Annotated in this window: 13 protein-coding genes and 1 pseudogene; 3 read left to right on the top strand and 11 right to left on the bottom strand. The window is 34.4% G+C overall.

The window, feature by feature from the left end; translation table 11 throughout:
• Positions 1-5: 5 nt before the first annotated feature.
• Together EDF78_RS08370 and EDF78_RS08375 are read left to right on the top strand one after the other, a co-directional pair.
• Positions 6-392, top strand: coding sequence for a hypothetical protein (locus EDF78_RS08370; RefSeq protein WP_133822902.1), 387 nt, complete (start codon positions 6-8; stop codon positions 390-392).
• A gap of 139 nt (positions 393-531) precedes the next feature.
• The gene (locus EDF78_RS08375) at positions 532-954 is read left to right on the top strand and encodes a hypothetical protein (protein WP_133822903.1); all 423 of its coding nucleotides are present in this window, start codon (positions 532-534) and stop codon (positions 952-954) included.
• Between the two features lie 48 nt (positions 955-1,002).
• On the opposite strand, the gene EDF78_RS08380 is transcribed toward EDF78_RS08375, so the two are convergent.
• The 11 genes and pseudogenes from EDF78_RS08380 to EDF78_RS08430 form a co-directional block, all read right to left on the bottom strand.
• Positions 1,003-1,392 (bottom strand): hypothetical protein, encoded by a 390-nt coding sequence (locus EDF78_RS08380; protein WP_050870708.1) that lies wholly within the window; start codon positions 1,390-1,392, stop codon positions 1,003-1,005.
• 28 nt (positions 1,393-1,420) lie between these two features.
• A complete protein-coding gene (locus EDF78_RS08385) occupies positions 1,421-2,047 on the bottom strand; it encodes a DUF4755 domain-containing protein (protein ID WP_166654448.1) in 627 nt (208 codons plus the stop codon).
• Between the two features lie 236 nt (positions 2,048-2,283).
• The gene (locus EDF78_RS08390) at positions 2,284-3,522 is read right to left on the bottom strand and encodes a relaxase/mobilization nuclease domain-containing protein (RefSeq protein ID WP_166654450.1); all 1,239 of its coding nucleotides are present in this window, start codon (positions 3,520-3,522) and stop codon (positions 2,284-2,286) included.
• Positions 3,491-3,916 (bottom strand): hypothetical protein, encoded by a 426-nt coding sequence (locus EDF78_RS25580; protein ID WP_243839431.1) that lies wholly within the window; start codon positions 3,914-3,916, stop codon positions 3,491-3,493. The genes EDF78_RS08390 and EDF78_RS25580 overlap by 32 nt, the downstream gene beginning before the upstream one ends.
• Positions 3,917-4,048: 132 nt before the next feature.
• Positions 4,049-5,416: a GrpB family protein gene (locus tag EDF78_RS08395; RefSeq protein ID WP_133822905.1), complete on the bottom strand. Its 1,368-nt coding sequence runs from the start codon at positions 5,414-5,416 to the stop codon at positions 4,049-4,051.
• Positions 5,417-5,970: 554 nt separating this feature from the next.
• Positions 5,971-6,345 carry a hypothetical protein gene (locus tag EDF78_RS08405; RefSeq protein ID WP_133822906.1) on the bottom strand — a complete coding sequence of 125 codons (375 nt, stop codon included), beginning with the start codon at positions 6,343-6,345 and terminating at the stop codon, positions 5,971-5,973.
• Between the two features lie 48 nt (positions 6,346-6,393).
• Positions 6,394-8,517, bottom strand: coding sequence for an ATP-binding cassette domain-containing protein (locus EDF78_RS08410; RefSeq protein WP_133822907.1), 2,124 nt, complete (start codon positions 8,515-8,517; stop codon positions 6,394-6,396).
• A 4-nt stretch (positions 8,518-8,521) separates the two neighbouring features.
• Entirely contained in the window at positions 8,522-9,604 is a 1,083-nt protein-coding gene (locus tag EDF78_RS08415; RefSeq protein ID WP_133822908.1) for a ThiF family adenylyltransferase, read from the bottom strand.
• The gene (locus EDF78_RS08420; protein ID WP_133822909.1) at positions 9,588-10,724 is read right to left on the bottom strand and encodes a ThiF family adenylyltransferase; all 1,137 of its coding nucleotides are present in this window, start codon (positions 10,722-10,724) and stop codon (positions 9,588-9,590) included. The genes EDF78_RS08415 and EDF78_RS08420 overlap by 17 nt, the downstream gene beginning before the upstream one ends.
• A gap of 68 nt (positions 10,725-10,792) precedes the next feature.
• Positions 10,793-11,002 carry a hypothetical protein gene (locus EDF78_RS08425; protein WP_133822910.1) on the bottom strand — a complete coding sequence of 70 codons (210 nt, stop codon included), beginning with the start codon at positions 11,000-11,002 and terminating at the stop codon, positions 10,793-10,795.
• 852 nt (positions 11,003-11,854) lie between these two features.
• Positions 11,855-12,239, bottom strand: a pseudogene (locus EDF78_RS08430) (H-NS family nucleoid-associated regulatory protein).
• A 129-nt stretch (positions 12,240-12,368) separates the two neighbouring features.
• On the opposite strand from EDF78_RS08430, the gene EDF78_RS08435 reads away from it, so the two are divergent.
• Positions 12,369-13,370 (top strand): MBL fold metallo-hydrolase, encoded by a 1,002-nt coding sequence (locus EDF78_RS08435; RefSeq protein WP_133822911.1) that lies wholly within the window; start codon positions 12,369-12,371, stop codon positions 13,368-13,370.
• The last annotated feature ends 96 nt before the right edge of the window (positions 13,371-13,466 follow it).

The raw sequence follows: 13,466 nt of genomic DNA on the forward strand, positions 1-13,466 counted from the left end.
AATATATGGCAAAACATTTGAGTAGTAGTGAGATAAAGGCGATAACATATATTATAAAAATGTGGAATGGGAAAATTACATGGGTTAATTTGTGTGAGTCAATACACAAAAAATTAAATAGAACCATAACGAGGCAATCACTTAATTCACATGAGGAGGTTGTCGAGGCGTATAGAATTAAAAAGAACGTATTAAATTTGAAAGCATCTGATTTAAAGAAACCTGCAAATTTAGCTATTGCTGCACAGCAGATTTTGAACCTTAAAGCAGAGAATGACGCATTAAAAAGCCAAAATAAAAGGTATAAGGAACAGTTTACCCGTTGGCAGTATAATGCTTACAGGCATGGTGTTTCACCAGAGAACTTGAATCGACCATTTAATCAAAAGTAAATAATAATGATTGAGTTAGTATAATGATATTTTTGTTATTTATTTTTATATTGATAGGTTTTACCTATTGACAACCTCATGAAAGCTGATAATTATTTAATTAAGTCAGGAAGACAAACCTATTGCAAGGATGCAATCTATGGACAATACAAATAAATCTCTATCGAAAGAAGAGAAGTTGATAACACTCATTGATAAATATATTACTGATACGTATAACGAAAAAGATGAAATATTCACATATAAGTTGTATTTGATTTTTGTCGGGTATCATCTTAAGTATTTCTACCCAGACTCTCAGTATTGCTGTTCAACTAAAAACATTGATAATATTATGCAGATGTTCTGTGGCGTATTTAAATGTCTAAAAGGCAACCTTATAAAAGAACTACCACATAAAGAGGTGCTTTTCTTTCAGTTAAATACACTGGTAGATTACATTGAAGGGAATCAGGTGAGATTAGAGCAAGTCTACGTTGAGTTAAAAGCTCAGTATGAAATGAAAGAGATTAACAGTCGCGTGACAACAGCTTGTAAGCCTATTAAAAGAAAGAGGTTGTAATAACCTAGCCCTGAACTATGAGGCTATCACAATCTCTTGTAGGGTATATTAGTTGGCAATCCCGTTTTCAGATTTTCTGTCTTCTGACGAAAAGCTCCATGTATTGACAGTATCATTCTTATTGAATGTTATGGATAGTGTTCTTGATTCTGTTGTTGTATTACCAGCGAAGAATCCAACGACAGGAACATAAGTCAACGGGTTTATTTTCCCATTGTTCATTTCATATAGATAAATATCGCCACCGTCATTTTTGGAAGTTACAGACGTAGGTGAACCAAAAGCTCTCACAACATCACTTTTGGAGGTTTTATTTTTAATTAATTTCGTTTGTAATGTAGCCTGAGTTTCACTCTTCAAAGATTGGTTCCCTGATGATGAACAGGCTGATATTGATAAAATAGAAATAGTAAGTAAAACTCTAATAAATTTATTCATGATACTGTCCTTGTTATATTTAATGCGATTAATTTTTATTCAAAACTTGCTCAAACACTTGCATCCAACGCTTCATTTGAAGCTCTGTGTCTCTAAAACCGACATCATCACTGAAACGTCCTTTTTTTGGGAAAAACTTGATTTGCCATTCGGGATTTTGAATATCTTTTACTGAAATGAAAAAACCAGATTTTTTTGCATCTTTTAATCTATTAGAATCATTCTGTGACTTGGCAATAATTCCGTTTGTAATACCTACACCGATAATTTTCCCTGAGCTTATCAAATCATAACGCCATGTCTTAATGTCGCTGAATGGATATGTTTGCTCTTTACCTTTTTCTTTAAGTTTCAGAGTCTTTTTATTTAAATCTAAGAGCAACGCTGTATTGTCAAACTCATGATAGTAATAGCCATCGTTATTCTCGTTTAAATAATCGATAGTTGAATGATTTTTGCGTTTATCGAGATACTTAGGTATTGCCGTAAAAATTATAAAGGCACCTGCCAGTAGCCATGCAACGAATGACTGTGAGACAGCTTCTGAACCTAAGGTGCAGAATATTACTACGGGTATTGCTAATGCTATCCAGACCCGTTTCATAACGAAGATTGTTGGTTTAGAAGGTTCTTTGAAACTGATTTCTGTTGTCATTTAAGTATCCATCTAATCTGGTTGATTTTTAACAACGTTTAAACTTATCTCGATGAATTCTCGATGGTTTGTGAGCTTTAGTAAAAACGTTTGTACCGATCGATGGCTTACTTGTGATAGGTGTAGGCTATCAGCACTGGATTATCGATCTGTATAACCGATCGATGAATCTCGTGAAATCAATGGATTAATCCCTACTCTCGATATGGTTGCATTCATGTTAAGGCAATTAGTTGTTATTTCTGTCGTTTTAAATTTGCAGTGAATTGAGTTTGTATTGCGGGAGATATAGCGTGGATTTTCAACACTCTCTTAAATTTCCGGAATGAATGCATTAAACAAAAACCGTAATTTTTCAACAGGTTAATGAAAGGAAGCCACAAGCTGAAGCGGGGATGTTTTGCTTTCCTGATTTTCTGGGCATTTTGTAAATCGAAAACTGCATTAAGTATTTGCTGCCGTTTATCTGCTTTAACTACGGTTCTCGGTATCAAAGCCGGTGTAAGAGCAATAGAAGCCTTTGGAGTAAGAGAAGCTATTTTCTCAGAAATAGTTAGTGATTCCTTTGTTACCCTGATTACCATTTCAGCAGGAGCAGGAGCAGGAGCAGGAGCAGGAGCAGGAGCAGGAGCAGGAGCAGGAGCAGGAGCAACTGGTCTGGTATGCAACAGTAGCGAGTTATCGCGGTCTGGCTCGTAGTTGAGGAGCTTCTGCAAGTTTGACCACGAATACTTTTTCCCAAGTTGAGAAGCCTTAAATGCTATCCCTTGGTATTCAAATGAGAAGCCATTCATTTTTCCCGTCGAAGCGACATTGGCATTACAGGCCACTTGGCTATCTGCGAGCCGCTTGATAAAAGTTAGAAGCTCAGGCGTATCAGCCAAACTTTTATCAATGAGCTGTTGAAGAGCTTCCTTATGTGAAAGAACACCAGTCCGTTGAGAAAGCATCTGTTCGTTGCGAGAGATTCTTTTCCGCTTCGGTTGTGCCGGTTTGGTTGAAGATGCGGCTTTGGTAATAGTAAGGCCATGAGTAATCTCAAGTTCACTAATAATCCGGGTGCTGATGAGGTTTTCGTTCCTGCCAAGGTAAAGTTTACCGGCACTGAGATTTATGCGGCTTGCGATGATATGTATGTGCTGGCCGGCTTCGTCATCGTGCAACACATAACACCTAAGATGCGTTTCTGAGAAGCCCATGCGTTGCATGTAGTCGTTGGCAAATGCTACCCACTGTTCATTGGTTAGGCTTTCACCGCAGGGCAACCGAAGCGAATTGTGCCACACCGCTTTTTCTACTTCCGGGCGAAGCTGTTTGGTGTCATCAAATTCAGCAATCAGTTCAAGGGCTAAGTCACTCAGCATATTGCCCCCGATAACGACTGGATCACTTTTATGATGTGAACCAGGCTTCAATGCATACTGGACCACACCTGAGAAGTTCTTACCTCTCTTGATCTTCTGCATACCCTTCACGAGAGACACTCCAAATATCCGCATTAAGAAGATGTTGACGAAGTTCACTGATCTGTCTTCTGACTGCAAATAGTTCAGTATGGGTAAGCTGGCTTTCTTTGCTCTTACCATCAATATGAGTCGCAATACGATTTAGCTTTTGTGATATTTCAGAAAGTGCTTTCCACGCTTCGGTATTAATAGCGGGTATAATGGGGGGTAATTTGTGTAGGGATGCCATACGAAGCCATTCGCCTTTGCTTCTAGGACCACGTTTGGTATTAAGGTGTTGTAATTCTATATTGTTCAGTCTAACACTAACACAATGGGTGCGGAGAAATTCTGAGGGGAACGGGGATTGTGCTTTTAGATGTGTTGGGTTTGTGACAATATTAGGCACCGATTTTTTTTCCATATAAACTCCTTTTTATATGACTTCAATTGATATACTTATAGATTACTTTATTTTATTGTCAATACATGAAATCTCATTATGCAATTCACATAAAGCTGAAGTTACCTCGAGTTTTATGTGAATTAGGATTGCTTATAGGGTTTTTCTATTATTTTTATGATGTATATATCTCCGCCATTCTTTAGTGAGAGATTTGTTATTTATCTTATATAAACATGGTAGGGTATTAGGTGATTTTTCTATAGCCGCATTATAATCCGACATCAATAGTAAAACATCTGCCTCTAAATAATTTCGACCTTCAATACCTTCGATTCTTTCAAAAATATCAGTAATGGTTTTAGTTGCATTAAAGTATGAAAGCATTACACCTAAATAATCAGAGGATAATAATAATATCAAGAATGCAATTAAAGTTCGCGCTATTGAAAAAATGGTTGGGGACTGAATAGTCACGGAGGAAACCCATCCAATGATAATAAATAATAATAATAATAAACTTAAGAACAATAACATTATTTTCGCGCTGGTTTTTTGCAACGCACATGTCCAATATGATGACTCTTCTATCATTTCAGTTAGGCGTTGATACCCTGGCGTTTTTTTAGTTGAAAAATATGTATCAATAGAAAGATTTTTATCATCAATCGATGCTGTGAAATTTTTATAGATAGATACATTTTGCTTATTTGAAAATACTCCTTTAAGGCCATTTTTTATTAACAGAGCACGCCGGGCTTGATCACCAGCTTGTCGATGGCGTTGTTGTAAATGTTCAAACCTAAGCCAAAATATAGTTGTAATTACACCGAAAAAAGCAACTAAAAGAAGAAAAAAATTATCATCAATGTAAACTGAGGTGGCAGATAAAATAGCTAAGAAAAATTGTGCTAGCATCATTTTAATCTGATACTTCCCAGCCATGTCTAGCTCTGCTCTTTGATGTGACAAAAGATTGGTAGCATCATATAGAGAGTATTCTTTTCTTAATATACTTGATATGAAATCAGACTTCCCGGAAGTGTAGGACTCCAGATCATTATGATGTTTCTTTATTAATTCTGATTTGAGTTCGCTATATTTTTTTTTGAGACTTTCATCTTCATTTAGAATGTCACGAAAAAGAGACATATCAGTCCCCCACCTTGAAGTAGGGATGGTTATATGCAAATTAATTGCCTCAATGCTGTCACACTGAACCGATTTAGTTAAAAAATATCTCGGAGTTTTATCGCATTGCTCAATAATTTTATAACCTAACGTGTCAAGATGCTGAAGTATATCGGCAATATGACTCCATTCATCTACGGTCAGCAAAATATCTATGTTAGGCTTGGCTATAATATGTTCTATTGAAGTTGAACCAACATGCTCGATGTGAATATTATAACTTGCACCAGATATATTGGTTCTAAGATTATCAGATTCATTCTTGAAGATGTTCCTCCATTTAGAACTCCAGGGAGTTAGAGTGATTTTCTTTTTATTAGATATTTGCATAGAGAGTCCATTTTCCTCTTTTAAAAACTCATCCAACTCTATTGGTTTTTATGAAATTTATCTATCTTTTTTAGGCGACATGGCCACCAAAATATTATCAAAGAAGTTCTGAGCATCTCTTTTCTGACTAAAAGGAAGAAAAGCAAGGCAACTCTATGAAGCGGAGCTTCGCAGAGTTAGCCCTTGCTTTCTCCATGAAATAAATGCAATAACTTAATTGACAAACATTATCATTGTGCTATGGATAATCTATGAATATTGAAAGAGGTTGCCATGACTAATAATATAAAAAGTAAATTCATAGTAGATATGGTGTTAACATTAATAACCGTAATAGTGATTGTTTATTTTGGGTATAGCATTAGAGATGAAATAACACTTTGGACTTTACTCGAATCGTTGCGAATGATATGTTTTTATTTCATATTATTGCTTCCAGTAATTTTTACATCACTTTACAAGAAAATAACATGCAGAGGGCGAATGTATTCTGAAAATGTTTCATTGGGTATATTCTTAATAACATTCGCCATGATTTTATTTGTGCTTGTATTTTAACTTGTATGTCTGAATTCATAGAAGGCTATAATTCCTTTCAAAGTTAGGAGGAATATAAAAAAGGTCACTAAGTTCACATCGAATGAAATTGCATCAAATAAAAAATGAATTGGTTTATTTTCCGTTTTAAGCCAGTTGAGGGCTTTTGCCATAGCAGCAAGTGCTGCTACTGAACATAAAATTAAATCGTTAAGCGCTTTAACTTTTTTATAATGATTTTTAGTTAACCAAAAAAGTATCGAAGAAACAAATATAGGAATAAATACGAAGTAATAATTCTCTGGTCCAATATAAATTGAGAATACATATGCCATTAACAAAAAAATAAGAAATGCCAATAGATAACTGCGCATCATGAATTTCTTCCACATACTTCACTCCTTTCAATATGATAATTTTTATTAAACACTAAATCTAAATCATTCTAAAAAGCCTTGCGATAACACCTTACCGCCTAAAATACCAGCAGAAGGACCTATTTTAACCTCATAGTCTGAAAAATCGATAATTTCCGGCCTGTGCTCTATTAAAATAACTGCACAAAACAAAGGTACTTTTTGATAAATATATTCTGCTATTTTACTCGCTGTTTCAGGGTCTAACCCTGCTACTGGTTCGTCGATAATCAAAATTTTCTTTGTTTCTTTTTTTCTTGATAAATGTTCACATAACTTCACTCTTCGTAACTCACCTCCAGATAATGTTTGGGTCTTACGTTTTAATTGTAAGTGTCCTAAACCTAGCGAAACCATTGTTTCGAGTGTTTTATTAAATGGTGTTTCAATTTCATGTAACAAGTTATAAAGTTCTTTTATTTCTTTATTGTAAAAATCAATAATATTTAATCCATTTACTTTTAATTCAATGAACTCATTTTTTTTATCAAAAAGGTCGCCTTCACAAGTTGGGCAAGTTAAGTAAATATCTTTATCGTATCCTCTTTCATACTTAATTATCCCAGTTCCAGCACAATTTTTACAGCCTGCATCTTTTGATAGAAGGAAATTATTGGAGTCTACACCAGTATTCTTTGAGAAGTAATCAGCTAGGAGGATATTAATTTTTATTGTAGAAGCTAATACAGAACGACCGTTGAAATTTGTGTTTTTTTGGGAGATGTAAATAGCCTTTTCTCTTTCTTCAATAACTCTTGCTATCGATGATTTCCCTGAACCTGATAAACCAGTCAATACAGTTAAACAACCTTTAGGGATTTTTAATTCCTGTTTAACTACATTGTTCTTACTCATGTCTTTGAAGTAAATGTATTTATTTGTTTTACGCCTCTGCATTTCTCTTATAATAGGTAATATTTCTTCATTCTTACAAATATAACCACCTTTTTCACCTGCTTCTAATCCAATGTGAATTTCATAATCTGCATTTTCAATAAAATAGGGGGAGTGCTCAACTAATACTATAGTGTTATGTAATGATAGTTTTTTAAGTTTTTCATGTATTTTAGGAAAGTCCTCTCTATTTATTTGAGAAGATATTTCATCTATAACTAACAATATCCCTGATATATTCGAGTTAAATAATCGACTGAATCTGAGCTTCTGTAATTCCCCTCCTGATAAACTCGGAATTGAACGTGAAAAACTCAAATACCCCAAACCCATTTCACATATTGATTTAATAACTCTTTGTATTTCAGTTGCTTCTGAAAATTCGGTTAGCTTTTTGAGTATTTCAGTAAAGGGCTGTGTAAGAAATTCTATTATATTTAAACCCAATATTTTTATGTGTTGATAAGTGTTTGTATTTATCCGGGAACCAAAACACTCAGGACAACTTTCTCTAATGGTTGCATTCCCAAGTGTTTTTTGGCCCATCATATTTTGTGCAAAAATCATTACACCTTCATAATAAGCTCGTCTTTGTCTTAAGGCCCCCTTATATTTAAATTTGAATGCTAACCTAGATGTGGTTATGCCATAGAGTATTTTTTTCTTTTCCACTTGTGATAAGTTTTTGAATGGAGTTGATGTGTTAATATTTTCTAGTTCACAGAAAGCAAGTAGTAAATTGTGATACAATCCCGAAAAGGTACCAGTCTTCCAAATTGAAAATGGTTTTTCAGAGATGCTTAGGTTTTCGTTGATGATAGTGTTTAAATCAATATGAACTATTTCACCTAATCCTTTACAAGTGGGGCATTCATTATCAGGTTTGTTTATTTTTAGATATTTAAAGTTAGGAATATTTTGGCTATTATCTTTTGTAAGAAAAGAAAGAATTTGTGCAATATTTAAATAAGAATACAAAGTTGATCTGGGGTTGTTGTTTTTATTCGATTGTGATATCGCAATTGCAGGAATAATACCTGAGTAACTCTCTATTTTATATTCGTTATTTTCACTGTAGCCATTTTCTAATGCATCAAATTCATCGCTACAAAGTTTATATAGACTAGAAAATGCAAGGGAGCTTTTACCTGCACCTGAGCGACCATAAATTGCTGTTATTTTGTTTTTATGTATTTCAATGTCAATTTTTTTTAAATTATGCGTAGAAATACCATTTAATTTAATATTATTCATTATATTAATCCCCACACCATGCACAATTAGGGTTTCTTTCTATATCTACTGTCTGGAAACTGAAATCTTGGGCATTAAACTCAATTCTTTTATTTGTCTGTTGCAAAGTATCGTATCTATGAATAAGCACCTTAAATGCATCAAGTGCTGCTAGACTGGCTGCAATCCCTGATAATGGCGAGAAAGACCCTAGCTTACGATTGTTCCTATTTAGGGCTTTAACATTTTTTAATTCGGCGTCATTGATCGAATTTAAAGCAGTTTTGAAACATTCGAAACAAGCGCTTTGAAATGGAATGATAGTTTGGCCAATAAGTGTAAGATGCAAATTATATCCGCCACCAACAATATGGGGGATTTTAGAACGCATGGCGTATTTAGAAATAATTCGACTGGTGACATCAACACTTGGCTCATCAGAACAATTAATGATCAAGTTGAGATTAGTTGGAATCTCTGTTTCTTCAAAAAAATCATTACTTAAAAATTTTTTAATAATAGATACTTTAATGTCTGGGCTTATATTTTTTAACTCCTCACCTAATGTAATCGCTTTATTTAGCCCTACGTGGTTTTCAAAGTAATACTGTCTATGTAGATTACTTAAGTCGACTTCATCATTATCAACTAAAACTAAATGCCCAACGTTCAATTTGGCTAGATATGTAGCAATAACGCTACCAACTGCACCTAATCCAATAATCATTACGTTGGCATTTTTAAGTCTATTTATTGCGTGTAGTACTTCACTCGTAGAATGAAAATAATCTTCAAGCAAGTTAATTAAACGGCAGTCTTTTTCAATTCTTTCTATTGGATAAGCTACATCTTGCTCGATAAGAACAAATTCTTCCTTTAGATATTCTGCTAACTTTTCTAACTCATTATTATCTATCAACCCGTATTTTTCGCATATATCTTCAATGGAAGTTTTCCCATCAAAATACTTTAACATGTTGATTATGTCAGGGAAGTTCATTCTTAGAGAGATATTCTCCCGAATATTTGATTTGAAAAAATCAACACCAACCTCATGAGGTATTATCCCTACGCTTTCTCTTAACCTGAGTTTATTTATTGCAAACATCACATCCACCTTGCTTTAATAATGTAAAGCTAGTCAGTTCACCTGCATTAGGAAGATATTCATAACGAAGTGTTAAATAATTATAATGTGAATCTTCAGCTAAAAATTTAATTATCTTTAAGCTGCTAAGAAATGCGGAGAATCCGCTCATCATAACAATACCACCAGACCCTCCAATATTATAATTGACGATTTTTTTGTCTTCGGAATTAGCAGCCTTAATTAATATATGGATATCTTGAGTCTTGCTATAAATAGGCTTCCAGTCACCCAATGCCTTACTAAATGTATTTTGAATGCAATCTATACAAGGCGTATTAGGTGGATAGACTAATTCACCTGAACTCATCAAGTGGGCATCGAAACCACCAGCAACATACATCGGAATATTTCGTGGTTGTAAATAACGGCCCAACTTTAAGGATGTGTGTCCAATATAAGGCTCATCACAACCATTAATAACTAGAGCTGTATCTTCACTTATCCATTTAGATAGGTCAGAATGTGGTAATAATTTTTCATTAAAAATAGTGACATTTACACGTGAATCAATTTTCCTTAAATAATTGGCTAAGGTTTCAACTTTGCTATTTCCAATATCAGAAATCCTTGAAAATACATGCCTACTTAAATTTGATTTTTGAAAACATTTGTCATCAACAAGAGAGAAATTTAATACTCCCGCTCTTACTAGAGTTTCAGCAATATTTCCCGTTACTGCACCACAACCTAAGATGGTAACTTTTTTAGATTCTATAATTTTTTGTGTATGATGACCTTTTCTATCCAATACCATATCATCAAGATAAGCGATCTGACGTGCATAACGAGAATGTGAATCAACCTTTTCATCATCTTCGGTAATTAAATGTTGATCCAAAAGAAATGTGATTAAACCATTAGCACTGTATTGTTCAAATACCCCTAGCTTTGTTAATATTTCTTGGGTAGTCCTTTTTCCATCTAGTAATGCTAAAAACTCAGCTATTATTTTAGATGTAATGATTTCTACTTTTTCGCGAGTAGTCATTCGATGAAAAGTGATTTTCACTTTTTCATCATTCAATTCAGAAAGGTATACATCTACTGTATGTTGTAAATAAAATTTTTTTTCTAACATGATGTATTTATACTAAACTAATGTTAAGTGAAGCCCATTTCATAAGAATATAAAATGGGCCGGTATGGTTAGTATTGCAATACACCTGCATTCATCTGTAAGTATTGATCCCAAGCATCCATGTTAAATTCAGATTCAGATTCAATGCCTTGACAGTTTTTTGCAGTGCAATATGTAGAACAGCAAGTGCTTGTGCCGTTCGTTTTACAGCCCGCGCTGTTTTGAGGATTAATGTTTTGCTTAATTACTTCAAATGTTAAATCTAAAAGCTTACCCATAACTAAAGCTCCCATTATTCATATTAAATTTTAGTGCAAAATCAGCATAAACTTTACGGGTTTTTTGGTCAACTTAATTCGGTCGCAGTAGTGGGATGTTAAGTTAACTGTCAACATCAGCAGCGGTGGGTGGGATTGAGCTTACTCACTTAAAGTGGACACAGCTCTAAGTAAGCTTCTGGTTTTCAAATTGTTCCGAGCGAGGTGGCCGCCGGCACTTCCGTGATGCCGGCGGTTATAATTGCACTCGATATAATATAACACAATGATTTTCATCTCATCACGGCTGATACTATGCTCTCAATGTATAGATTCAATCCTCTGAGCAATACTTAACCCCATCAACTTTTACGGTGCTTCGTAGCCATAACGTCATCTTAAATGAATTGTAGATGAACTGTGCCGTCATCCTTTGAACGATATCGTTCAGACAATAACTGCTCGAGGTCTTAAGTCGATAATCACTGTCCTACCGAAAGATATAGTCAGTCTCACCGCTGAGTAAGTAGGTAATTTTGCCCATCTACTAATGATCTGGAACTCCTGCACAAAATTCTACTTTTATAGGTTTCCTGATACGTGTAGTTTCTGCACCAGGTTCCTGCCACAAGTATATTTTCGAAATTTTGCACTTAACCCGCAACGGTGCAGAATAGCTGCTATAGTTTGTACGTTATAAATCGATAAATCATTAGTCAAACGTGGTGCGCCATGGTCTTTTTTCCTTGAAAATCTCGTGAATTATCAAAGCATAACTGGAATTTCTGCCACGGCGATACAAAAATTGAATGATGAACTTTAATTCATAATATTGACCCATTAACGGCCTAATCAAATAAGTTAATCTTTTTATCAGAACTCAAATTGTTGCAGCTTTTTTCGTGATTCAAGTGCAATAGCCTTCGGAGTACGACCTTGACCAGTCCAAATCTTTTCACTTCGATCCTCATCTATATACTTATACTTTGTAGGGCGAGGGGCACGGGCGGCTTTTGGTGATATGGTTTAGGCTATCAGTTCAGAAGGGTCAATACCTGCTTCCAACAGCTTCTCAAGAAAAGCTTTAAGTTTTGCTTGTTTTTTATAATTTTTTATGTTTTGAATCTTATTCTTCGCGACGATCCTCTATTATGGTAGTAAGATTTTCTGATATCTCCTCTAATTATTCGAGTGTAAGATCGCTTGCCTCGGCTCGCAAAGCGCGAATGTTGTTAAGATTTTTCAATGTTTCAGACATGATCTAGATCCTTGTTCTTGTAACCAAATGAAATTACTATACCATTACCTATAGTAAACGATTTTAAATATTTAAAAACTGTCACATGCTTTTTAATATTAAAATCGATATTAGATTAAGGTGATAGTGATGCCTATAATTAATGTATTAGATGCCGGTCATGGCGATTGTATTCTGTTGGATTTTACACATACATTGATACTTATTGATTCTGGACCCAAAGATTTTTTAATAAGAAGGAAAGTGATAGCCAAGCTAAAAGATTTATTGAATGACAGAGCTATTGATATTGCAGTGTTGACACATAATGATGATGATCATATTGGAGCTTATGAATATATATTATCTTCAGGGGTTAAAATTCATAGATTTATTTTTAATAGTTTAAATGTTTGTGGCAGCATTTTCAATGCTGATGAACAACAGATATCATACATTCAAGATGTTAACTTAGATACTTTCCTGACGGATAATAATATTTCTGTAGAAATATTATTTGGTGAGGCAGATCCAATTATCATTAATGATATCAAGCTTACTCCCTTAACTCCAAGAGTTGATGCTCTGGAACGAATGCATAGTGATTTTTTGAGAAAGATTCAGAAAAAAAATAATCAACCACAAATTTCATCTGATGAAAAAGACGAACCCTCTTTAACTGAATGTATCGAGGAAATCGCTAATAGTGACGATAAATTCATACCTGATAGATCAATTACTAATAGAACCAGCTTATCTCTCATCATAGAGTATAATGGTTTTAAAGGGTTGTTTTTAGGTGACGCATGGGCAAAGGATGTAATCGAAACTCTAAGTGCTAATCAAATAGAACCGAATTTTACTGTTGTTAAGCTATCGCACCATGGAAGCGAAAAAAATACTAATAGCGAATTGATAAAACTTTTTGGAAAAACAGAATACATTATTTGTGCTGACAAGAGTAAGCATAATCATCCAAATAATAAAACTATTGCTCGAATTTTAGATCAATTCCCTGAAGCAATATTCCACTTTAGCAGTGATAATGAGGCTGTCAGAAGTATTTTCAGTGAGAACAATGTGTTAGGATCTCAAGTGTTATGCACTTATTCTTCCAACGGAGTGAATGTAAGATACTATGAGTGTAAGTAATTGCATAAAGATCAGGGTGTTAGGCTCTGAGTCAACAGGGTATCTATTCAAGGCTAGTTCTTGTGACGCAGCTTTTGTGATCTCGTCGAAGCATGG

Origin of the sequence: Rahnella sp. BIGb0236 (assembly GCF_004364755.1) — a bacterium.
In the GTDB taxonomy this organism is placed as follows: Bacteria; Pseudomonadota; Gammaproteobacteria; order Enterobacterales; family Enterobacteriaceae; genus Rahnella; species Rahnella victoriana.